General features: G+C 72.4%; 15 protein-coding genes. 6 read left to right on the top strand and 9 right to left on the bottom strand.

The genetic code is table 11. The features are described from left to right. Positions 1–155: 155 nt before the first annotated feature. On the bottom strand, positions 156–2,567 hold the full coding sequence (gene secA2 / locus FYW99_RS12405; protein ID WP_150252150.1) for an accessory Sec system translocase SecA2: 2,412 nt from the start codon (positions 2,565–2,567) through the stop codon (positions 156–158). 119 nt (positions 2,568–2,686) lie between these two features. After that, the gene (locus tag FYW99_RS12400; protein WP_150252149.1) at positions 2,687–3,301 is read right to left on the bottom strand and encodes a GTP-binding protein; all 615 of its coding nucleotides are present in this window, start codon (positions 3,299–3,301) and stop codon (positions 2,687–2,689) included. A gap of 774 nt (positions 3,302–4,075) precedes the next feature. Between FYW99_RS12400 and hisS the strand changes: the two genes are divergently transcribed. The 4 genes from hisS to FYW99_RS12380 all read left to right on the top strand — a co-directional run bounded on the left by hisS (position 4,076) and on the right by FYW99_RS12380 (position 12,208). Continuing rightward, positions 4,076–5,410: a histidine--tRNA ligase gene (gene hisS / locus FYW99_RS12395; protein WP_150252148.1), complete on the top strand. Its 1,335-nt coding sequence runs from the start codon at positions 4,076–4,078 to the stop codon at positions 5,408–5,410. 406 nt (positions 5,411–5,816) lie between these two features. Continuing rightward, positions 5,817–8,282 (top strand): ATP-binding protein, encoded by a 2,466-nt coding sequence (locus tag FYW99_RS12390; protein ID WP_150252147.1) that lies wholly within the window; start codon positions 5,817–5,819, stop codon positions 8,280–8,282. 167 nt (positions 8,283–8,449) lie between these two features. Then, positions 8,450–10,963: a LuxR C-terminal-related transcriptional regulator gene (locus FYW99_RS12385; RefSeq protein ID WP_150252276.1), complete on the top strand. Its 2,514-nt coding sequence runs from the start codon at positions 8,450–8,452 to the stop codon at positions 10,961–10,963. A 249-nt stretch (positions 10,964–11,212) separates the two neighbouring features. Beyond that, complete coding sequence (locus FYW99_RS12380) at positions 11,213–12,208, top strand: AMP-binding protein (protein WP_150252146.1); 996 nt, start codon at positions 11,213–11,215, stop codon at positions 12,206–12,208. 368 nt (positions 12,209–12,576) lie between these two features. Here the strand turns inward: FYW99_RS12380 and FYW99_RS12375 are convergent, their stop codons facing one another. Continuing rightward, entirely contained in the window at positions 12,577–13,134 is a 558-nt protein-coding gene (locus FYW99_RS12375) for an ATP-binding protein (RefSeq protein ID WP_150252145.1), read from the bottom strand. A 353-nt stretch (positions 13,135–13,487) separates the two neighbouring features. Between FYW99_RS12375 and FYW99_RS12370 the strand changes: the two genes are divergently transcribed. After that, complete coding sequence (locus tag FYW99_RS12370; protein ID WP_150252144.1) at positions 13,488–14,447, top strand: ATP-binding protein; 960 nt, start codon at positions 13,488–13,490, stop codon at positions 14,445–14,447. Between the two features lie 13 nt (positions 14,448–14,460). Here FYW99_RS12370 and FYW99_RS12365 read toward each other — a convergent pair whose 3' ends face one another. From FYW99_RS12365 to FYW99_RS12355, 3 genes are all read right to left on the bottom strand, one after another. Continuing rightward, positions 14,461–15,684 carry a multidrug effflux MFS transporter gene (locus FYW99_RS12365; RefSeq protein WP_150252143.1) on the bottom strand — a complete coding sequence of 408 codons (1,224 nt, stop codon included), beginning with the start codon at positions 15,682–15,684 and terminating at the stop codon, positions 14,461–14,463. A gap of 157 nt (positions 15,685–15,841) precedes the next feature. Then, the gene (locus FYW99_RS12360; protein ID WP_150252142.1) at positions 15,842–16,684 is read right to left on the bottom strand and encodes a GNAT family N-acetyltransferase; all 843 of its coding nucleotides are present in this window, start codon (positions 16,682–16,684) and stop codon (positions 15,842–15,844) included. Between the two features lie 79 nt (positions 16,685–16,763). Then, the gene (locus tag FYW99_RS12355) at positions 16,764–18,416 is read right to left on the bottom strand and encodes an alpha/beta hydrolase (RefSeq protein ID WP_190394631.1); all 1,653 of its coding nucleotides are present in this window, start codon (positions 18,414–18,416) and stop codon (positions 16,764–16,766) included. A gap of 149 nt (positions 18,417–18,565) precedes the next feature. Here FYW99_RS12355 and FYW99_RS12350 point away from each other — a divergent pair, with 149 nt between their 5' ends. After that, on the top strand, positions 18,566–19,030 hold the full coding sequence (locus tag FYW99_RS12350) for an Lrp/AsnC family transcriptional regulator (protein WP_013154624.1): 465 nt from the start codon (positions 18,566–18,568) through the stop codon (positions 19,028–19,030). 80 nt (positions 19,031–19,110) lie between these two features. Here FYW99_RS12350 and FYW99_RS12345 read toward each other — a convergent pair whose 3' ends face one another. The 3 genes from FYW99_RS12345 to FYW99_RS12335 all read right to left on the bottom strand — a co-directional run bounded on the left by FYW99_RS12345 (position 19,111) and on the right by FYW99_RS12335 (position 23,526). Further along, the gene (locus FYW99_RS12345; RefSeq protein ID WP_150252141.1) at positions 19,111–20,820 is read right to left on the bottom strand and encodes a flavin monoamine oxidase family protein; all 1,710 of its coding nucleotides are present in this window, start codon (positions 20,818–20,820) and stop codon (positions 19,111–19,113) included. 179 nt (positions 20,821–20,999) lie between these two features. Continuing rightward, positions 21,000–21,806: a carbon-nitrogen hydrolase family protein gene (locus tag FYW99_RS12340; protein ID WP_150252140.1), complete on the bottom strand. Its 807-nt coding sequence runs from the start codon at positions 21,804–21,806 to the stop codon at positions 21,000–21,002. Positions 21,807–22,041: 235 nt separating this feature from the next. Further along, complete coding sequence (locus FYW99_RS12335; protein ID WP_150252139.1) at positions 22,042–23,526, bottom strand: amino acid permease; 1,485 nt, start codon at positions 23,524–23,526, stop codon at positions 22,042–22,044. Positions 23,527–23,530: the final 4 nt, after the last annotated feature.

Genomic DNA, 23,530 nt, shown 5'->3' with positions numbered 1-23,530 from the left:
GGGTTTCGTTGAAAACGCAGCCATGTTAACCCGGACGGGGCAATTGGTGATGCCGTTTTCGGGCTTGTGGGGCGTTTCGAGCAGAGTAGCTGACAAAAGTAATGCGCGGGCCGGGACTTTGGTCCCGACCCGCGCATCCGTCCGTGGGAGAACGGTCAGCTCCCGCTCCCCCGGCCACCCTTGAGCCTGCCCACCAGTGTCTCGAACGCGGAACTGAACGGGTGGTCGTGCACCATGTACGTCCACGTCATCGACGGGCGCTTGACGCCCACCGAACTCACGTCCAGCTCGCCGTCCACGACCTCCAGCTCCTCGAAGCTATCGGCGGCCCGGGCGCGCGCGTCGTCCAGGAAGCCCTTGAAGACCGGCACCGCGTCGCGGTTGAACTCGTCCAGCGGGTCGCGGCGGCCCAGGAAGCGCAGGTGGATGCCCTCCCGCAGCTCCGACAGGAAGGCGTTGTGGTCGGTCCAGCCCCGGTCCAGGTGGTAGAGGGTGATGAGGCGGGCCGCCCGGGCGACCTTCTCCTCGTTCCTCTCCGCCTCCTCGGCCTCCTGCCCGCGCCCGGCGGCCTCGGCGCTCTCCTCGACCTCGGCGGCTTCCTCGGCTCCGGCGCTCTCCTCGCCCCCGGCGCCCCTCCCGGCCAGCTCCTCCAGCAGCTCCTCGTGCCGCTTCTTGCGGTCGGCCCTGATCTGCCGGTCGCCCTGGTCCCCGGTCAGGACCATCTCCCGGTGCTCCAGCACCACGTCGCGCTGCACGTCGATCAGCTGGTTGTACCGCCAGGTGTTGCGGTGCACCTCCAGCAGCTGCCCCTCGGCGACCCGCTGCGCGTGGTCGACCATGGCCAGCCAGCCCTGGTCGGTGATCTCCCCCTCCGAGGTGGTCTGGTAGCCCGTGGTCTCGGGGGCGTGGTTGACCACCAGGTCGTCGTCCATGCTGACGAAGAAGATGGAGTCGCCCGGGTCGCCCTGGCGCCCCGCGCGGCCGCGCAGCTGCCCGTCCAGGCGGCTGCTGGGGTAGCGGCCGAAGCCCATCACGTACAGGCCGCCGGTCTCCACCACCCGCTCGCGGTCGGCCATGTCGCTGCCGCCCAGGCGGATGTCGGTGCCGCGCCCGGCCATCTGGGTGGAGACGGTGACGGCGCCGTGGGTGCCCGCCTCGGCGATGATGGAGGCCTCGTCGGCGTCGTTCTTGGCGTTGAGGACCACGCACTCCAGCCCGGCCTCGCGCAGGCGCCCGGCCAACAGCTCGGACTCGGCCACGTCCTGGGTGCCGATGAGGATCGGCCGCCCGGACTTGTGGACCTCCTCCACCCTGGCGAGGAGGGCGTCCTCCTTCTCCTCGCGCGTGGCGTACAGGCGCGTGCCGTGGTCCTCGCGGACGTTGGGCTTGTTGGAGGGGATGACCGCGACCTCCAGCTCGTAGAACTCGCGGAGCTGTTCAGCGACGGCCATCGCGGTACCGGTCATGCCGGCGCGCGTGGGGTAGCGCAGGACGAGCGACTGCACGGTGATGGAGTCCAGCACCTCGCCGGTCTCGCTGAGCGCCACCTTCTCCTTGGCCTCGACCGCGGCCTGGAGGCCGTCCGGCCAGCGCTGGAGCAGGGCGATGCGTCCGCGCGACTCGTTGATGAGGCGGACCTCGCCGTCGCGCACCACGTAGTGGACGTCGCGCTGGAGCAGCACGTGCGCGTGCAGGGCCAGGTTGACCTGCGGCAGGACGGAGGTGTCGTCCTCGGAGTACAGGTCGACCCCGTCCAGCGCCTTCTCCACCGCGTCGATGCCGGCGTCGGTGAGCTGGACGTTGCGCCCCTCACCGTCGACCTCGTAGTGCAGGCGCGGCTTGAGCCCGCGCACGACGTCGGCCATCTCCACGTCGGCGTCCACGCTCTCCGCGGCGCCGGCCAGGACCAGCGGTACGCGGGCCTCGTCGACGAGCACCGAGTCGGCCTCGTCGATGATCGCCACCTGCGGCGGCGGCACGACCCGGTCGGCGATGTCGGTGACCATGCGGTCGCGCAGGACGTCGAAGCCCAGTTCGCTGACGGCCGCGTAGGTCACCTCGCAGGAGTAGGCGGCGCGGCGCTCCTGGGGAGTGGAGTCCTCGGTGATCCAGCCCACGGTGACGCCGAGCATGTCGTAGAGGGGGCGCATCCACTCGGCGTCGCGCCGGGCCAGGTAGTCGTTGACGCTGAGCAGGTGCACGCGCCGGCCGCGCAGGGCGAACCCGGCGGCGGCGAGGGCGCCCGCCAGCGTCTTGCCCTCGCCCGTGGCCATCTCGGCGACGTGGCCGTCGAGCAGGGCCATGACACCGAGGAGCTGCACGTCGAAGGGTCGCTCGTCGAGTGAACGCCGGGCGGCCTCGCGGCCGACCGCGCACAGCGACACGAGGTCGTCGCGCTCGTAGGGGAGTTCGGCGTTGCCGAGTTCGATGGCCTTCTCCGTCAGCTCGGTGTCACTGAGCGCACGCAGACCATCCTCCTCGGCCTCGATCGCCGACAGGAGCTTGGTATAGGGCCGCAGATCCACCGCACCGGGCTTACCCAGGAAGCGGCGAACGCCTTCCGCCATTCGTCCGAACACCACCACAGGGTAACGCCGGACACAACCGTTGAGAGAACCCCGGGCGCCCACATGTGCGGACGGTTCCGTCGAAACCGCCCCCGGTCTGCCACGGGGCGCCCGGCGCCTCAGGCCAACTGGCGCTGGTGGCGCTGGCGGGCCTCCACCGCCATGGCGTGCTTGACCAGGGTCACCAGGACCCGGACGACGGAGTTGCGGTCGCGGGCGTCGCAGTGCACGACGGGCACGTCCGAGGTCAGGTCCAGGGCGTCGCGCAGCTCCTCGGGGCTGTGGAGGTTCTCGGGGTCGAACTCGTTGACCGCGACGACGAAGGGCAGCCGGTACTGGCGCTCGAAGTAGTCCAGGGCCTGGAAGGTGTCCTCCAGGCGGCGGGTGTCTGCCAGGATCACGGCGCCCAGCGCGCCCCGGACCAGGTCGTCCCACATGAACCAGAAGCGCTGCTGTCCCGGGGTTCCGAACAGGAAGAGGGTCAGGTCGGTGTCCAGCGAGATGCGGCCGAAGTCCATCGCGACCGTGGTGCTCGTCTTGTCCGGGGTGTGGGAGAGGTCGTCCACGCCCGCGCTGGCGGCGGTGACCGCGGCCTCGGTGCGCACGGGCGGGATCTCCGAGACGGTGCCGACGAACGTGGTCTTCCCGACCCCGAACCCCCCGGCGACGATGATCTTGGTGGACAACTCGGTGGAGGCGTGGACGTTGTTCGTGCTGTTGACTGGATCGATCACAGTTAGTCCTAGCGGGAGTGCCGGGCCAGCGGGACGGACGGCGCGCACGGTCCGGTCCTCGGGGTACGCGACCCGCCGGGGTCGGTACCGACGCGGGAGGCACCGTTCCTGGAACCTAACACCGGATGGCCGATGGGGAAGGCGTTTTGGCCCAGTGGTGCGACATGCCACACGGCCGGCTCGTGGGGTTCGCGGCTCCCGGGCAGAGGGAGGAGCCGCGGGAGTCGGGTGGCCGTTCCGTGGCGGTGCGTCCCCCGCCCGAAACCGACCGTGAACAGATAAGCACACACCTGTACCCCGGAAGGTCGACTTTACGACATTGTGAGCGGTCATTTTCGGCCGCTTTCGGCCGCGCTGATCCCTGTCCGGCGGGGTCCGCGGAGTCTACGGTGGAGGCAGGGCCCCCGCACCGGCAAGTGCGGTCGCGGAGCAGACTCCTGGCACGAGGACGCGACCATCCGCGGGAGCCCCGGCGGCGCCCCCGGACACAGGGCCACCCACCGACGTCTCGCTCTTCGGCGTCGGTCCGGTCGACACTCCGGTCCGGCGCGCCAGCGCCCCACCGGCCCACAACCGTCCACGTGGGCCGGTGGTGGCCGGACCGCGGGGAGCGGTCGCGGCGGCGTTCCGTTCGTCGCGCCACCCTCCCGCCCGGGTTCCCCGTAGACTGGACCGGCCCTCCCCCCGCCCGACGAGCGAACCCGCGCGCGCACGCGCGCCGCGGCGCGGACGGGGCCAGCAAGCCGAGACGAAACTGTGAGCCGAGAACCCCACATGTCCGATCAGCGCGTCGTCCGCCCCACTCCCATCAGCGGTTTCCCCGAGTGGTCCCCCCAGGTCCGGGCCGTGGAGCAGCGCTGGCTGGACCATATCCGCGCCGGGTTCGAGTCCTTCGGCTTCGCGTCGGTGGAGACGCCGTCCGTGGAGAACCTCGACGTGCTGATGGCCAAGGGCGAGACCTCCCAGGAGGTCTACACCCTGCACCGCCTCCAGGCCGACGCCAAGGACGACTCCGACGCCAGGCTCGGACTGCACTTCGACCTGACCGTGCCCTTCGCGCGGTACGTGGCCCAGCACTTCAACGAGTTGGCCTTCCCCTTCAAGCGCTACCAGATGCAGCGCGTGTGGCGGGGCGAGCGTCCCCAGGAGGGGCGCTTCCGCGAGTTCACCCAGTGCGACATCGACGTCATCAACGTCGACTCCGTCCCGCTGCACTTCGACGCCGAACTGCCGCGCATCGTGCACCGGGTGCTCAGCGGGCTGGACCTGCCCGCCTGGACGCTCAACGTCAACAACCGCAAGGTCCTCCAGGGCTTCTACGAGGGCCTGGGCATCAAGGACCCGATCGCGGTCATCCGCGCCGTGGACAAGCTGCACAAGATCGGCGACGACGGCGTGCGCCGGATCCTGCTGGCCGACGGCCTGACCGGGGAGCAGGCCGACGCCTGCCTCGCGCTGGCCCGCGTCCGGGGCACCGGCTCCGACGTCGCCGAGCGGGTCCGCGGGCTCGGGGTCGCCTCCGAGCTGCTCGACGAGGGGCTGGAGGAGCTCTCCTTCGTCCTGGAGGACCTGGCCGACCTGCCCGAGGGCAGCGTCGTGGCCGACCTGTCCATCGCCCGCGGTCTGGACTACTACACGGGCACGGTCTACGAGGCCTCCTTCGACGACGACCCCGGCTACGGGAGCATCTGCGCGGGCGGGCGCTACGACGACCTGGCCGGGCAGTTCATCCGCAGGCGGCTGCCGGGCGTGGGCATCTCCATCGGCCTCACCCGCATCTTCGCCAAGCTCGTCGCCGAGGGCCGGATCGAGGAGGGGCGCGCCTGCCCCACCGACGTGATGGTCGTGGTGCCCGGCGCCGAGCGCCGCAGGGAGGCCCTGCGCACCGGGGAGCTGCTGCGCGGGCGCGGGTTCAACACCGAGGTGTTCCACTCCACCGCCAAGGTCGGCAAGCAGATCCAGTACGCCGCCAAGAAGGGCATCCCCTTCGTGTGGTTCCCGCCGTTCGGTGAGGACGGCGGCCACGAGGTCAAGGACATGGGGTCGGGGGAGCAGGGCCCGGCCGACCCCGCCACCTGGACTCCCGTGAGCCCGGAAAGCGCGGAGTAACCGCTCCATAGCACCTTCCCGACCGGCGTGGGCGGTTTCTGTCCGCTCATGCCGGAACCGGCCATTCGGAGGACAACCGGGGACTGCGGGTGCGACACTGGGAACGGCGTTCCCCGCGTCGCCCCCGCAGCGGCGGCGCGGCCTCCTGGGGCCTGTGGTGGATGCTTGTTCAGCCCCTGGGGGTTGTCGTTCAAGCGCCGACAGGGTTCTGGAGGTGCCGGAGGTGAGACTGCGAGGAACGAGCCGTCTCACCGGAGGTGCCGCTGTGCCTGCTTCAACCCGATTCCTGCCTTCGGGGCGCCTGAACACAGGAAGGCTGCAGCCGCAGGCCGTCCGTTGAGGGTGGTGGAGGGTGACGGGCGGGAGAAGCGGAGCCCCAAAGAAGCACTGCCCAGTAATCGAGGCCATGTCTCCTCCCCGCCACAACCTGCCCCTGTCCGCCGGCGAGTTCATCAGCTTCGTCGGACGCGAGCGCGACATCGTCGACCTGGGCCGCCTCCTGGGCACCGCCCGGATGGTCACGCTGACCGGTACCGGCGGTATCGGCAAGACGCGCCTGGCCCTGCACCTGGCCGAGCGCGTCATGCGCCGGTTCCCCGACGGCGTGCGCTTCGTCGACCTGAGCGAGGCCTCCACCCACGACCAGGCGCTGCGCGCGGTCGCGGGCAGCCTCCAGGCGGTGCAGGACGACTCGCGCACGATGACGGACGCCGTCATCACCTCGCTGCGCACCCGCAACCTGCTGCTGCTCCTGGACACCTGCGAGCACGCCGTGGGGCCGATGGCGCAGCTGTGCCAGGCCGTGCTGCGTGACTGCCCCCGGGTGCGCATCCTGGTGACCAGCCGCCAGCCCCTGCACGTGCCCGAGGAGAACATCTGGCGGGTGCCGCCGCTGTCCCTGCCCGCGCGGCCCACCCCCACCGACCCCTACGCCGCCGACCCCGCGCCCATCCCCCGGCGCGACACCCAGCGCTACGAGTCGGTGCGGCTGTTCGTCACCCGCGCGCACGCCGCGCGCGCCGGGTTCGAGATGACCAGGGAGAACTCCGGTTACATCGCGGAGATCTGCCGGATGCTGGACGGCATGCCGCTGGCGATCGAGCTGGCCGCCGCCCGGGTGCGGGTGCTGTCCGTGCAGCAGATCCTGCGCCGTCTGGACGACCGCTTCCAGCTGCTGACCAGTGACGGCTCGGAGGACCTGCCGCCGCGCCAGCGGACGCTGCGCGCGGTCCTGGAGTGGAGCCACGACCTGCTCACCGAGCCGGAACGGCGCCTGCTGCACCGGTTGTCGGTGTTCTCCACCTGGTACCTGGAGGCCGCGGAGGACGTCTGCTCGGGCGAGGGGGTCGACCCCGCCGACATCCTGCCGCTGCACTTCTCCCTGCTGGACAAGTCGCTGGTGGTGATGGACGCCGAGGTCGACGGCACCACCCACTACCGGCTGACCGAGACGGTGCGCGCCTACGCCGCCGAGCACCTGGCCGACAGCGGCGGCGGGGACGACCGGTGGGAACGCTACCTGCGCTTCTGCGTCGCCTGGCTGGAGGAGTGGGCCAAGAGCTGCTGCGCGCCGATGCCGTGGGGCGAGCGCCTGGGGCGCCTGCGGCTGCTCGACCACCACCGGGAGAACCACGCCCGCGTGGTGGACTGGGCGCTGTCCCGGGGGCGCGTGGACGAGGCCCTGCGGGTGTGTGTGGCGCTGCGCCCCTACTGGATCGTGCGCGACCTGGCCGCCGAGGGCAGCCGCCTCCTGGAGCGGGCGCTGTCCACCGACCCCGACGCTCAGTCCCCGCACCTGCGGGCGCGCGCCCTGGCCCTGCACGCCGAGCTGCGGCTGGACCTGGACGCGGTGCCGCGCGTGTCCACCCTGGCCCTGTGCGCCCTGGAGGCGGCGCGGGCCTGCCGCGAGGCGGGGGCCGCCGCCTCCGCCCTGGCCACCCTGGCGGCGCTGTGCCTGCGTACCGGAACGCTGGACGAGGGACAGCAGCACGCCGTCCGGGCCGGGGAGTGGGCCTCCCAGGTCAGCGACCCCATCACCGAGGCGGCCACGCTGGACGTGCTGGCCCAGCTGGCCCGCCGCCGCGGTGAGACCGAACGGGCCACGGCCCTCCTGGAGCACAGCGTCACGGTGGCCGACAACCTGGGCGACCGGTGGAGCGCGGCACGCGCCCTGCACGGGCTGGGCTCGATCGCCGCCGAGCGCGGCGGCTTCGCCCGGGCGCGGGAGCTGTTCTCCGACGCCCTGTCCGTCTTCGGCGAACTGGAGGCCGCCCCGGCCACCGCGCACTGCGCCCGGGAACTGGGCCGCCTGTACCTGGCCGAGGGCGAGTCGCTGCTCGCCCGGGAGCCCCTGGCGACGTGCCTGCGGGTGAGTTTCACCTCCGGGCGCAGGCTCGCGGTGGCCCGGGCACTGGAGGCGCTGGCGGAACTGGCCCTGGCCGAGGAGGAGGCCGAGCGGGCCGCCGCCCTGGTGGGAGTGGCCGCCGACCTGAGGTCGGCGCTGGACCGCCCCTCGGCCGAGACGCTGCGGCTGCGGTCGGCGGCGGAGCGGCGCGTGGGCGCGACGCGCACCGCCGAGGCGTGGAACGCGTGGCGCCCCCTGCCCCTGGAGCAGGTGCTCGACCGCGCGCTGGCCTTCCCCCGGCCGCAGTCCTCGGGGCCCTCGGGACCCTCGGGTCCGGACTCGCTGACCCCCCGGGAGAGGGAGGTCGCCGAGCTGGCCGAACAGGGCCTGTCCAACCGCGAGATCGCCGAGCGACTGACGATCAGCCACGCGACGGCGGCCCGCCACATCGCGAACATCTTCAGAAAACTCTCGATTTCCTCAAGGACGCAGTTGACCGGCTGGGCCGTCTCGGGTGACGGTGGCTGACACGGTCCCGGCTGGCGGGACGCACTTGCACAGTGCGCGTGCACCCGCTAAGACAGGAACCCCGGGTACCAGAGCCCACACCGACGATGTCCGCCCCTGCCGACCTTCCCCCCAACCCTGGTGAGAACCTCCCCCGACAGCCCCTACATGTGAAGGCCATGGCACCTTTGACCGCGCCCGCGCGGCACAACCTCCCCCGTCCGGGCACCGGATTCGTGGGCCGTGAGCGGGACCTGAGCGACCTGCTCCGTCTGCTCGGCTCCAGCCGCTCCGTCACGCTGTGCGGAACCGACGGCCTGGGAAAGACGCGTCTGGCGATACGCGTGGCCGAACAGTCCACGGCATGGTTCCCCGACGGCGTGTGGATGGTCGGCATGGCCGACGCGCGCACGACCCTGGAGGTGTACGCGCGGGTGGCCGCCGCCGTGGGCGTGGTGGAGGAGCCGGGACAGCCGCTGTCGGTCACGGTGACCGAGGCGCTGTGCGAACGCCACCTGCTGCTGGTGCTGGACGCGTGCGAGCACGCCGCCGAGCAGGTGGCGGAGGTCGGCGAGGCCCTGCTGGCCTCCTGTCCGTCCGTGTCGATCCTGCTCACCAGCGAGGATCCGGTCCGCCTGGCGGACGGCACCGTGTGGCGGGTGACACCGATGGCGCTGCCGCTGCCCGCGCGCAAGGGGCCCCAGCCCGACCCCGCCGGGGCGGAGGCGGTGCGGCTGTTCATGGACCGCGCCCGCGCCCGCGACCCGCGCTTCTCGCTCTCCCGCGAGGAGATGGAGACCGTGACGGAGCTGTGCGACCTGGCTGGCGGCATCCCGCTGGGGATCGAGGCGCTGGGCGCGAGCGCGCCCGGGGTGGGGCCCGCCGTACTGGCCGAGGGGCTGCGCGCGCACCTGTCCTCCCCCGAGGTCCAGCCGGGTCCGGGGCAGGCGGTTCCGCGCAGCGAGATGCTGCCGGTGGTGCTGGACTTCGTGTACGCCGGGTTGCCCGAGGCCGAGCGGGTGCTGCTGCGCCGCCTGTCGGTGTTCCGTGGCTGGAACCTGGAACTGGCCGAGCAGGTGTGCGCCGACGAGGCGCTGCCCGAACCGGACATCCTCGACCTCGTGACGTCCCTGCTGGACCGCTCCCTGATCACGGTGACCGGCGAGTTCGAGGGCCGGGTGCGCTACCGGCTGCCGGAGGCCGTGCAGCGGTTCGCGCACTCCCGCCTGGTCGGGGCGGGTGAGGCGGAGCTGTTCCAGGAGAGGCTCCTGGACAGGATGCTGCGCCTGGCCGAGGACCTGGGCCAGAAGCTGGAGTCGAGCCGGGTCATGCCCTGGAGCGAGCGCGACTCGGGACGCCAGCGCGTGATCGCCGAGTACGACACACTGCGTTCCCTGTTGCGCTGGGCGCTGGAGCACGGCGCCGCCGAGCCGGGCCTGCGGCTGTGCGTCAGCCTGACCGCGCACTGGGTGAGCCACCAGAGCTACTCCGAGGGAGCGCACTGGATGGACCGCCTGCTGGAGCTGGAGGACGCGGCGAAGGCGCCCTCCCGCGCGCGGGCGCTGGTGGGCCGGGCCCAGCTGGCGCGGGTGCGGCGCGACCACGGGTTGGCGGTCTCCCTGGGCGAGGAGGGCCTGCGGCTGTGCCGCGAGGCCGGGGACGACGTGTTCGTCCGCGTCGCACTCAACCTGCTCGCCCTGGTCGAGGTGCGCGAGCGCGTGTCGGACCAGGCCGCGGTGCGGGTGGAGGAGGCACTGCGGCTGTGCCGCGAGTCGGGCGACCTGTGGGGCGAGGCGATCGCCCTGGGCACCCGGGCGGCCCTGGTCGCCCAGCAGGGCGACCACCCCACGGCCGACCACCACTACAACGCGGCGCTGACGCTGCTGCGCGGGATCGACCACCGGTGGGGCGTGGGCGTCACCCTCATGGGCCAGGCGCGCGCGGCGGAGGCCAGCGGCGACCTGATGACGGCGGACCGATGCTACCGGGAGGCGCTGGACACCCAGCGGCTGATCGGGGCGGCGGCCGAGGAGGCGCGCTGCCTGGCCGGGATCGGCCGCGTGGCGCACGCGCAGGGGTCCACGGGCCAGGCCTACGACTACCTGAGCGAGGGGCTGCTGCTGAGCCACTCGACGGGCCAGCGCGCGGACGCGGCGCGCGCCCTGACCGCGATCGCCCGGGTGGCGTTCGGGGCGGGGCTGCGCGAGTCCGCCTGCCGCCTGGCGGGCGCGGCGATGAGCGTGCGCGAGCGGCTGGGGCTGTCCACGAACGAGGCGCCGTGGCCGTTCACCGACGTGGAGAAGGTCCGTCGGCGCCGCCGCCAGCTGGTGGGCTGGTGGGAGCAGGGCCGGACCCTGGCCCTGGCGGGCGCGGTCCGCGAGGGCGAGCAGCTGGCGGAGGAGGCGCGGCGCCCGCCGCCGCGCCGCGCCGCGCCGCCCAGCCGTCCCGCGCGCGGGCGCCGGGAGCGGGGAGGACCCGTCCCGGCACCGGAGTCGGTGACCCCCGAGGAGCGGCTGACCCGGCGTGAGCTGGAGGTGGCCCTCCTGGTGAGCCGGGGCAGGAGTAACCCGGAGATCGCTCGGGAACTGTTCATCACCCCGTCGACGGCGGCGCGGCACGTGGCCAACATCAACCGCAAGATGGGCTTCCACTCGCGTACGCAGATCACGTCCTGGGTACGCCGCCACCGGGCCTCGGACTAACCTGCCCGATCTGCCCTGTTACGCCCGGCTCGCCACCGGGAGAACCCGCTTCCGCGCCGAATCTACATATGCAGGTGCATAGCAATATGCATGTGCATCTGGCTGTGAACGCGCTAGGCTTCGAGCCATGGGACACCATGCTCGTGGCACTGCGGTGACACGATCGCTGAGGTCCCGGAAACGGCCGTCGAACGCCGGTGTGACACCGGTTTCCGGCGGGCGTCAGCCCCGGGGAGGTCTCCGGGGCCGGTGGGAGGCCGCGTCGGCACGGGGTGCGTCCTGGGGAGGGACACCGCATCCGCCAGCCGGTGCGTCGCCGCCGGGTTCGCCACGTGGAGGGGGCGTGACGAGCCCGGACGGCGGTACCACCGCCGGATGGGCGAACTGGGGGTACGTATGGGGGTAGGGCTGTCTTCAGGAACCGGACGACCGGGGCGCCACCTGCCGCGCCGGGACGACCCGATCGGCTCACTGACCGGGGGCCTGTGCGAGCGGCTCCGGCTGCGTCCCGCGCGGAGCGGGTCGATCCGCGGGGTCGGGCACCGCGTGGACGCCCTGTCGTTCGCCGCCACGGTGGAGCAGGCCGCGGCGGGGCTCAGCCGCCGGGGCATGTGCTTCGGTGACGTGGTGGGGGTGCTCGCGCCGGTCTCTCCGGACCGGTTCCTGGCCACCTACACGGTGATGGCCGTGGGCGGGCGCGCGCTGCCCCTGTCGACCGCGTCCGACCTGGACACCCAGTGCGCCGTGCTCACCGAGACCGACACCCGCCTGCTGCTGGTCAGCGCGGACATGGCGCAGACGGCGCTGGAACTGGCGGAGCGTTCTCGGGTGCGGCAGGTGATCGCGTTCGGGCAGGCGCTGGGGACCACGCCCTTCGAGGAGCTGTTGCAGCCCAGCCCCGACGGCAACGGGTACAGCCCCGCGCGCGGCCTGTTCGACAACGGCATCCTGGGCTACGAGGACACCAGCGGGGGGCTCCTGACCACGCTGCACCCGCACAACGACCTCATGGGGCGCTTCTCGGAGCTGCGGGACCTGCTGGAGCTGACCGCCGACGACGTGGTGGCGGTGGACGAGCGCGGCGACGAGGCCACACGGGTGACCCTGGTGGCGCTGGCGCTGTGGATCGGGGCCTGCGTGCTGACGGGGGCGGACTGCCCGCCGCCGGAGGGGCGCCAGGTGACGGTGCGCTGCGCACCCGAGCCGGAGCGGATCGCCTACCCGCCGACCGGCGGGACGTACTGACCCGAGGGCGTGTTCGGGGAACGCGGGCTCGTTGGTGCGGTGGGGGCCATCGGGAAGGTGGTGAATCCCGGCGTGAGCTGAGGCTGGTGGTGCGGGCTGCGGCCGTCGGGGTGCTGCGCGGCGGGCGGGAACCGCGACGCGGGGACCGCCAGGCCGCGGCGGCGAGCGATCGGCGGGTGGCGGCCGTGGGCACCGGCTGAGGGCGGTGCCCGGCGGGCCAGCGAGCCGACCGGAAACGTTGTCGGTGCGACCCAAGGGCTCTGGCCTGCGATGATCTTGTACTTATAGCCAACTTCGGTGCCCGAGACTCGCTATAAGTACAAGATCACTGCGCGGGTGGCGGCCCGTGGCCCCTTCCGGTCACCGCCTCAGTCGTCGACCACCAGCTCCGCCTCCGGCCGCTCCCCCTCGCCCCCGGCGGTCTCCCCCGGCTGGTCGTCGATCTCGAACCAGGCCACGTGCGTGGCGTCGCTCCAGTACTCGCCGCTGCGGGTGGCGCAGCTGTCCACGATGAGCTTGCCGCGGCCGAAGTCGTCGCCGTCCTCCCGCGTGTGCTCGCTCTCGCCGTCGCGCGCCCCCTGGTCGGCGATCGCCACACGCAGGCGCCCGTCGTCGGAGCGGATGAACAGCGTCATGACGCCGCCGCTCTGCCCGGAGCGCGAGTGGAGCAGGGCGTTGGTGGCCAGCTCGCTGACGGCCAGCTCGGCGTCGTCCAGGGAGCCCTCGGAATGGTCCATGCGGGCGAGGAACTCGCGCACGCGGGAGCGGATGGACCGCACCGCGGTCAGGTTCCCGGCGCAGCTCCACACCGTGTGGTCGGTGGCCCCTCCGGTGAGGTCCCCCGGCTCGATGGTCGGTGCGGTCGGAGCCGGGCCCTCCGACACCTCCGCGGGCACGTATTCCCGGAGTTGCCTCGCCTCAGCCATCCGGTCACTCCAATCACCCGCGACGGACGCGCGGGTTGCGCCGCCTGCACTCACCTTAGACAAGGGTGTGCTGGCTCCAGAACAGCACACCCTTGTTCTCCCTGTCGGGGATTGGCCACAAAACCCTGTCACGTGTCATCCCCGATATGGACAAAGGAAACAGTCCGGACTCCAGGGACACCCATGTGAGGTGTAACACGTTGGCAATACGCGGCGTGACGGGGCCGTTCGGCTGACAGCACGAGCCACAGGAACGATAATCGTTACCGTACCCGGGCCGCGGCGGCCCGCCCCACGTCGGGCGGGCCGCCGCCGCGTGCCCGGCACACACACTCCCGTTCCGAAGGGCTCACATGAAGATCGCGTTCGCGGGCAAGGGCGGCAGCGGCAAGACCACCCTCTCCGCGCTGTTCACCCGCTACCTGGCCGCCCAGCACCTGCCCGTGGTGGCGATCGACGCCGACATCAACCAGAACCTGGGCGCCGCCCTGGGAGCGGCCGAGGAGGACCTGGCCGCCCTTCCTGCGCTGGGCGCGCACCTGGACGAGATCAAGGAGCTGCTGCGCGGGGACAACCCGCGTATCTCCTCGGCGCAGGCGATGATCAAGACCACGCCGCCGGGCCGGGGGTCGCGCCTGCTGACGGTGACCGGGGACAACCCGCTGCACGTCCGCTTCGGCGCGTCCGTCCGGGGCGCCACGCTCATGGTCACCGGCCCGTTCGCCGAGTCGGACCTGGGCGTGTCCTGCTACCACTCCAAGGTGGGCGCGGCCGAGATGTACCTCAACCACCTGGTGGACGGGCCCGGGGAGTACGTGGTCGTGGACATGACCGCGGGCGCCGACTCCTTCGCCTCGGGGATGTTCACCCGCTTCGACATGACCTTCCTGGTCGCCGAGCCCACCGTGCGCGGCGTGGGTGTGTACCGGCAGTACGCCGAGTACGCCCGCGACCACGAGGTCGCCATCCGGGTGATCGGCAACAAGGTGCAGGACGAGGCGGACGTGGAGTTCCTGCGCGAGCACGTGGGCGACGCGCTGGCGGGGTGGATGACGCACTCGGGGTTCGTGCGCTCGATGGAGAAGGGCCGCCACCCGGAGCTGGCGGACCTGGAGGAGGACAACGTCAAGATCCTGGCCCTGATGCGGGACATGGCGGACGCCGCGCCCAAGGACTGGGAGCGCTTCACCCGGCAGTCAGCCGAGTTCCACCTGCGCAACGCGCGGGCCTGGGGCAACGAGGCCAAGGGCGCGGACCTGGCCGCCCAGCTGGACCCCGGCTTCCTCATGGGCCCGGCGGCGCTCGCCGGCTGAGCACCGGATCGGGTCACGGGGCCGGGTCGGCCACGCGCCCGCGCACGCGCGGCGGGGTCAGGGTCAGCAGCACGCCCAGGCCCAGGAGGGAGGTGGTGAACAGGACGGCGCCCATCGGCACGGCGGTGCTCTCGTCCAGTCCCACCAGCGGCGCCACCGCCGCGCCGAGCAGCGGGGGCAGCGCGCCCAGCACGGCGCTGGCGCTGCCCGCCCGCCGCTCCTGGCCGCGCATGGCCAGGGCGAAGGAGCTGGTGAGGATCATCCCCATACACGTCATGTAGACGAAGATCGGCGCCACGAGGGCCACCAGCGGGCCGTCCCACAGCGTCGCCGCGAGCAGCACCCCGGTCGCCGCCACCGCGGCGGAGACCGCGCACACCAGGAGTGCGCGCTCGCCGAACCGGGCGCTGAAGCGGCCCACCGCCCAGCTCCCGGCGATGATGGCCGCGCCGTTGATCCCGAACAGCACACCGAAGACCTGCGGCGACACCCCGTACAGGTCCTGGTAGACGAACGGCGTCCCGGCGACGTAGGCGAAGCTGCCGCCGTGCACGAGTCCGACCACCAGGGCGTAGCCGAGGAAGGCGCGGTCCCTCAGCAGCGCCCCCACCGTCCGCAGGGTGCCGCCCACCGTGCCGGGGATGCGCCGCTCCACCGGCAGGGTCTCCTCCAGCCGCAGCGCCACGACCACGACGATCACCGCGCCCAGCAGCGCCAGGGCCAGGAAGACGGCCTCCCAGCCCGCGAAGGACGGCCACAGGATGGCGCCGCCCGCGATCGGCGCCATCAGGGGCGCGACCGCGTTGATCACCATCAGCAGGGCGAAGAACCTGGTCAGCTCGGTGCCGTCGAACACGTCACGCACGACCGCGCGCGAGAGCACGACCCCGGCCGAGGCGGTGAACCCCTGGAGGAAACGGGCCAGCACCAGTACGGCGATGTTCGGGGCCAGGGCGCACAGCAGCGACGCCAGGACGAACAGGACCAGGGACGTGAGGAGCGGACCGCGGCGTCCCCGGGCGTCGCTGATCGGGCCGACCACCACCTGGCCCACGGCGAGGCCGACCAGGCAGGTGGTCAGGCTGAGCTGCACGTGGGAGGCGCTGGCCCCCAGGTCCGCGGCGATGTCGGGGAAGGCCGGCAGGTACATGTCGATGTTGAGCGGGCCCAGGACGGCGAGCAGGCCGAGGAGGAGGGCCAGGCCCAGGCGTGCCCGGCCGGTGGGGTTGTGCTGCATGGCGCTCTCTCGTGGGTGGCAGAGGGCGCGGGGCGCCACGGACCTGGGGCCAGGCTAACCGGCCGCGGCTCCCCCGGAGGCGGTGCGGGGTCGGATCTGACGCGAGTCCGTCAGAATGCCGTCGGCGGTGCGGGACGCGGTTCCGGGCGCGGCGCGCTCAGAACAGCACCGACATGACCTCGCCGACCTGGCGGAAGCCGACCCGCTGGTAGGCGGCGCGGGCCGGGGTGTTGAAGTCGTTGACGTAGAGGGTGACGCGGGGCGCGATCTCGGCGAGCGCGTACTCGACCACGGCGGCCATCCCCGCCGTGGAGTGGCCCTGTCCGCGCAGGTCCGGGTGCACCCACACGCCCTGGACCTGGCAGGCGTGCCGGGTGACCGCGCCGATCTCGGCCTTGAACACCACGCGACCGTCCTCGATGCGGGCGAAGGCCCGGCCGGTGCGCACCAGTTCGGCCACCCGGGCCCGGTAGAGCGCGCCGCCGTCGCCGGAGTCCGGCGGGACTCCGACCTCCTCGGTGAACATGGCCACGCAGGCGGGCACGATGGTGTTGAGCTCGGACAGCTGGACCCGGCGCACCAGCGGGTCGGCGGGCACCGAGGGCGGGCCGCTGATCTCCAGGACGGGCTGTCTGGCGCGGATGACGCGGGCGGGCCCCCACGCCGGGGTGACCTGCTGCCAGAAGTCGCTGACCGCGTCGACGGGTCCGACGATCGAGGAGCAGCGGCGGCCCCTCCAGCGGGCGTGGTCGGCGAAGCTGCGGATCGCGGCCGGTCCGGCGTTGACGGGGACGAGGTTGGCCCCCGAGTAGCACAGGGCGGTCAGGCGTCCCCTCTCCACGTGCCCCCACACCTCGGCGCCGTTGGCGCCGCCGGAGAGGCCGGTGGCCATCAGGCGGGAGGTGACGAAGACGTTGCCCACGGGGTCGGCGTCCAGGAGCGCGCGGACGGCCTCCCGGTCGCGTTCTCCGAGGATCCGTACCGGCGAGGTCCGCAGCATCGCATCTCCCCCATCTTCCCAGTGCCCTCGTGCGGGCGCCGGGGGACGACCAACCAAGCCTGTTCGCGCCGGTTCCAGCCTATTCGACCGGTTGCTCCGCCGCCCCGGACTCCACGATCGCGCCCACGTGGTGTCCGGGTACCGGGGCGGGGCGCTCCACCATGGTCCCAGGTGCGTTCTGGGCGGTACGCGGCTGGGGTTCGGGACGTCCCTCACAGGTGACGTCGGGCCCCTCGCCCCCGGCGCGCTCGGGCAGCTCTCCGTCCCGGAGGTAGGCGGTGACGATCTCGTCCACGCAGTCGTTGCCGGTGAGCGAGACACCGTGGGTGTGGCCGCCCTCCTCGGTCACCAGGGCCGATCCGGGCAGGCGCTCACGCAGGGCGAAGGCGCCCTCGACGGGGGTGGCGCCGTCCTCGGTGGCGTGCACGAGAAGCACGTCGCCCTCGTAGGCGGGGTGCTCGCCGGGGCCGTTGCCGACCTGGAACCAGTCGTCGGATCCGGCGCTCCAGGTCGCGCACGGAGCGTTGTACCAGGTGTTGTTCCAGCTCATGAAGGGCGCCTCGGCGTGGGACTTCCCGGCGTCGGCGTGCCAGGTGGACCAGTCCCGGGGCCAGTGGGAGTCGGTGCACTGGACCGCGAGGTAGCCGCCGTAACCGCGGTCGGAACCGGCGTCCTCGCCGTAGGCCTCGTACAGGGCGAGCAGCGGGGCGCTGTCGGACCCGGTGGTCCGGGCCGAGAGCGCAGCGGCGACCGGGGGCCAGTAGGCGCTGCTGTAGGCGACCACGATGGCGGTGCTCTCCAGCTCGGTGGGGCCGACGGTGCCCTCGGCGGGCTCGTCCGCCAGTTCCGAGCGCAGCGCGTAGTAGGCCTCGGCGACCTGCTCGCCGGTCGTGCCGAGCCCGTAGACGTCGTCGTGGCGGGCGGTCCAGGCGAAGAAGTCGTTCGCCGCGCGGTCCAGTGCGCGGTTCTGGACGAGGTTGCTCTCGTACCAGGGCTTGTCGGGGTTGACGACGCTGTCCAGGACCAGGGAGCGGACGCGGTCGGGGTAGAGCGCGGAGTAGACGGTGCCCAGGTAACTGCCGTAGGAGTAGCCGAGGTAGTCGATCCGCTCCCGGCCCAGAGCGGCCCGGATGGCGTCCATGTCGTGCGCGGTGTCCACGGTGCGGGTGTGTCCGAGCAGGGGGCCGGTGTTGTCCGCGCAGTCCCGGGCGTAGGCCTGGGCGTCGGCGCGCAGCGCCTCCTCGGCGGCCGCGTCGGCGGGCACGGTGTCGGGGCGCACGGGAGTGAAGTGGTCGGGGTCGCAGGTGATGGACGGGGTGGAGGCGCCCACGCCGCGCGGGTCGAAGGAGACGACGTCGTAGGTCTCGCGGAGTTCCACGGGCATCCGCCAGTGGGTGTAGGAGGCCCACTGGCGCCCGGCGCTGCCGGGGCCTCCGGGGTTGACCAGCAGAGTGTGGCGGGACTCGCCGCTGGCGGGGACCCGCGAGAGCGCGAGTTCGACGGTGTCGTCACGGCCGCTGAGCCGCTCGCCGTCGGCGGTGCGCGCGAGGGGGACGGTGAGGGTGGCGCACTCCAGGTTCTCGTCCGCGACGGGCTGGATGTCCTCGCAGGGGGCCCAGTCGAGTCCCCCCTGGTCGATGCGGGTGGTCTGACCGGCCTGCGCGGGGACCGCCGCGACCAGGGAGGCCAGGACCGCCACGGCCGAGACGCCGGCCCGGGTTCGTGCTCGCACTCGTCCACTCCCTCACACGGTTCGTTACTCTATGAATTGTTATCACTTCGGAGGGTGATGACTGGATGCGACACGAGCCCCCAGGGGGACACACCCCGGTAACATGTGCCCTGCCTCAATCAGACGTGGACAGACAGGGACGAAGCGCAATGCGGCTGGATCGTGTCGATGAGCGGATCATCGCGATACTCGGCGCGGACGCGCGGATGAGCTTCGCCGAGATCGGCCAGCGGGTCGGCCTGAGCCCCTCGGCGGTCAAGCGCCGCGTGGACCGGCTGGTGGAGTCCGGCGCGGTGCGCGGGTTCACCGTGGTGGTGGAGCCCCAGGCCGTGGGGTGGACCACCGAGGCCTTCATCGAGCTGTACTGCCGGGCCCGCACGTCGCCGGGCGAGATCCGGACGGGGCTCGCGGGCTACGCCGAGATCACCTCCGCGTGCACCGTCACCGGGGAGGCGGACGCCATCGTGCAGGTCCGCGCCCGCGACACCCACCACCTGGAGGAGGTCATCGAGCGGCTGGGCGCCGAGCCGTTCGTGGTGCGGACCAAGAGCACGCTCGTGCTGTCGCGCCTGGTGGACCAGCCCATCCTCGCCGGGACGGCCGACCTTCCCTGAGGTTCCTCCCCGCGGCGGGACCGCGGGGAGGAGCCCCAAACACGGGGCGAAGCGCAGCGGAGCACCGAAGAGGTACCACCTCAGTCCTCGGGGAGGGCCACCGGCGCGAGGTCCTCGAACACGTCGCCGGGGCCCGGGTTGGACGGGTCGGTCTCGCCGCCGAAGTGGTGGACCACGCCCCACACGGCGTTGAGCGCGGTCTGCACGGCGCCCTCGGCCCAGCCCGCCGTCCAGGACACGTCGTCCCCTGCCAGGAACAGGCCGCGGTGGCGCTCCTCCAGGTCGTCCTGGCGGAAGTGCGTGAACAGGCGGCGCTGGTAGCGGTAGTGGCCCGGCAGGTTGGCCTTGAACGCGCCCATGAAGTAGGGCTCGTCCTCCCACGACACCGTCACCGGGTCACCGGTGATGTGCGAGCGGATGTCCACGCCCGGGTAGATCTTGGACAGCGACGAGAGCATGACCTCCAAGCGCTCGTTGGCCGACAGCGGCAGCCACTTGAGCGAGTCGTCGCACCAGGTGTAGGACATGCAGATCGCCGCCGGACCGTCCGGGTCGGAGCCCTCCAGCAGGTAGGTGCCCCGGGTCATGCGGTCGGTGAGCGTCATGCTCATGGCGTCGCGGCCGGTCTCGGGATCGCGGTCCCGCCAGAACGCGCGGTCCACCGGCACGAACAGCTTCGAGGACTCCATGTAGTGGGTGCGCTCGATCGCCGTCCAGTGGTCGATGGGCAGCAGGTCCTCGTCGCAGTCGATCTTGGACAGCATCATCCAGCTCTGCGCGGTGAACACGGCCGCCGCGTAGGTCCGGGTGGAGCCCGAGGCGTCGGTGACCGTGATGTTGCCCGCCGGGGAGCCCTTGGCCGCGGTGCGGCGCAGGGCGGTGACGGCCGGGCGCGGGCCGCCCTCGTGCAGCGAGGCCAGGGTGGTGTCCTGCGCCCAGTGCACGATCTTGTCCGGGGCGTCCTCCCACAGGCGCAGCGGCAGCTGCTCCACGCCGCCCACGATGCCCATGTGGTCGTCGTCGGCGCCGGTGTAGGTGACGCGCAGGATCTCCAGGATGGAGTTGGGGAAGTCGGTGTCCCAGCCGCCGGTCCCGAAGCCCACCTGGCCGAAGATCTCGCGGTGGCGGAAGGAGGCGAAGGCCGGGGAGTCGCACAGGAAGCCGTAGAAGGTCTGGTTGTCGAGCCGGGCGACCAGCTCGTTCCAGATCTCCTTCTGGGTGGCCACGTCGCGCTCGCGGATGGCCTTCTGCATGCGGGTGTGCTGGACGCTGTCCAGGGCGGCGTCCCAGGCGCGGGCCACCTCGCGGTAGACCTCGGGCAGGTCGTCGAGGGAGGTGGCGTAGTGGGACTCTCCCTTGAGGTCGACCACGGTGCTGGGGGTGGCCGGGGAGAGCGGGTTGGGGAACGGCGCCGTCTCCAGACCGGCCCGGTCCACGTAGTGCCAGAAGGCGGTGGAGGAGGGCGGGAAGCGCATGGCGCCCATCTCGGCGACCACGTCGTCGGGGCAGCCCGCGAGCTTCTCGGTGCGCAGCCGCCCGCCGATGCGGTCGGCCTCGTACACGACCGGCTTGAGGCCCATCTTCATCAGCTCGTAGGCGGTGACGATCCCCGACAGCCCGCCGCCGATGACGGCGACCTCGGTGCCGTGGCGCTCCGCCGGGACCTGCCCGAGTCCGGCGGGGTGCTCCAGGTAGGCGTCGTAGGCGAACGGGAAGTCCGGCCCGCACATGTTCAGCGGCGTGCTCCGCTCGGGTGCGGCACCGGCGGCCGTGGGCACGGCAGACGTCATTCTCCAACCCCTCCTTCGTGGGTGTGGTCCGGCGGGGACGCCGGTCGGTGTCCGTGCGCGGTGGCACGGGTCGTGGTGGATGGGTCAACGGCTCGGGCGGGTTCGGGGGCGCGTGCGGGTCCGCCTCGGCGAGGGCGCGCGGGGCCGGGCGGCGCGGTGCCGCCCGCCTCAGGCGGCGGTCACGCGGTGAGCGTCCGGTACAGGGCCGGGCGGCGGTCGCGCAGGTAGGACTGCTCGCGGCGGGCGCGGGCGAGGGCGTCCGGGTCGACGTCACCGACCAGGAACTCCTCGCCGGGACCGGCCCGCAGCGTCTCGGAGCCGTCGGGCGCGATCAGGGTGCTCAGTCCCGCGTAGCGCAGGTCGCCCTCGGTGTCGCAGCGGTTCACGTACGCCAGGTGGATCTGGTTCTCCAGGGCGCGCACGGGCACGATCCGCTCGGGCACCTCGGTGAAGGGCAGCATGAGCGCGGTGGGGACGACGAGGAGTTCGGTACCGGCGAGGACGTGGGCGCGCACGGTCTCGGGGAACTCGACGTCGTAGCAGACCAGCAGGCCGACGCGGACCCCGTCGAGGTCGGCCTGGACCACCGGCTCCGTGCCCGGGGAGAACGCCCCTCGGTCCAGGCCGCCGAACAGGTGGGTCTTGCGGTAGGTCCGGCGGGCGCCGTTGGAGTCCACGAGCTGGACGGCGTTGTACACGGTGCCGTCGGCGCGCTCGGGGAAACCGTGAACGATGGCGACACCGGTGTCGGCCGCGATGGCGGCGACCGCCTGGCTGAGGGGACCGTCGAAGGGTTCGGCGAGCCGGGACAGGAGGTCGGGGCCCAGGTTGTAGCCGGTCAGGGACATCTCGGGTCCCACGAGCAGGCGGGCTCCGGCGTCGGCGGCGGCTCTGGCGCGGTCGGCCAGCCGGTCGAGGGCGGCGGCGGGGTCCGCGCCGGGTCCGGTGCCCTGGTCAAGGGCCACGCGCAGGGGTCCGCGTGTCACTGCCTCACCTCGCTCTTCTCCGTCGTCTCGGGGCCGCGTCCACTCTAGGTGGGCGAAGGCGTCGAAACAGTGCACCCGATCCGAGGATTCCCGCGTCTTTCCAGCGGTATGCAGCTGTTTCTTGCGCCCGGGGGCGGATGCGCGCAGCATGCCGTGCGCCGGACCCTCCCCGGGAACACGCGAGGGGCCGGGGGAATCCCCCGGCCCCCTCGCGCGCGGTTCCCGCCCGGTCCGGCTAGGAGCGGACCTCGGCGGCCTCGGGGTCGCTCTCCAGGACGGAGCGGCGCATGCCGTAGGCGAAGTAGACCGCCACGCCCACGGCGAGCCAGACCAGGAAGGCCGCCCACACGCTCATCGACATGCTGAACATGAGGTAGGCGCAGGCCAGCACGCCCAGGACCGGCGTGACCGGCGCCCCCGGCACCCGGAAGGCGCGCGGCAGGTCGGGCCTGCGGCGGCGCAGCACCAGGACGGCCACGTTGACCAGGGCGAAGGCGAAGAGGGTGCCGATGGCGGTGGCGTCGGCGAGCGGCCCGAGCGGGACCAGGGCGGCGAGCACCGCGATGAGCGCGGAGGTGATGAGGGTGTTCGTGCGCGGGGTGCCCTTGGCGTCGAGGGTGGAGAAGGCCCTGGGGATGAGCCCGTCGCGCGACATGGCGTAGAGGATGCGGGTCTGGCTGTAGAGCACCACCAGGACCACGCTGGCCAGGGCCAGGACCGCACCGGCGGCGAAGATGACCGCCCACACGGGGGTGCCGGTGACAGCGGTCAGGATGCCCGCGAGGGAGGTCTCGCCGTCGACGAAGCCGGTCCAGTCGAGCGCGCCGACCGCCGCGAAGGCGACCAGGCAGTACAGCGCCGTCACCAGGATCATCGCGAACATGATGGCCCGGGGCAGGTCGCGCTGCGGGTTCTTGGCCTCCTCACTCGCGGTGGAGACCGAGTCGAAGCCGATGTAGGAGAAGAACAGGGTGGCGCCCGCGGCACTGACACCGGCCATGCCCATCGGCATGAACGGGGCGAAGTTGCCGTCCTGGACGGCGGTGATCGCGATGACCACGAACATCACCAGGATGGCGACCTTGACGGCGACCATGACGGCGTTGACGCGGCTGCTCTCGCGGACACCGGCGAGCAGGGCGAACATGGACAGCAGGACCACGACGGCGGCGGGCAGGTTGATCACGCCGCCCTCCATGGGACCGGCGAGCACCGCGCCCGGCAGGGACAGGCCGGTGGTGAGCTGGAGGAGCTCGTTGATGTACTCGCCCCAGCCGACGCCGACCGCCGCGACCGACACCCCGTAGGTGAGCATGAGGCACCAGCCGCACACCCACGCCATGAACTCGCCGATGGTGGCGTAGCTGTAGGAGTAGGCGGAGCCGGAGGCGGGGATCATCCCGGCCATCTCGGCGTAGGCCAGCGCGGAGAACAGCGCGGTGATCCCGGCGAGCACGAACGAGACGATGACGGCTGGTCCGGCGACGGGGACGGCCTCGCCCAGCACGACGAAGATGCCGGTGCCCAGGGTGGCGCCGATGCCGATCATGGACAGCTGCCAGAAGCCCATGTGCCGCTGGAGGCCGCTGCCCTCGGAGTCCTGGGTCTCGGCGACGAGCCTCTCGATCGGCTTGCGCCTGGTGAGGCGCTGCCTCAGCGCGGGCGCACCGCCCGGGCCTGCGGCCCCGCGGGTGCCCGCCGGGCTCTTCTGGTCCACCACGTGT

Origin of the sequence: Nocardiopsis deserti, assembly GCF_008638355.1 — a bacterium.
GTDB classification, from domain to species: Bacteria; Actinomycetota; Actinomycetes; order Streptosporangiales; family Streptosporangiaceae; genus Nocardiopsis; species Nocardiopsis alborubida.
This window is presented reverse-complemented; position numbering and strand designations above follow the sequence as displayed.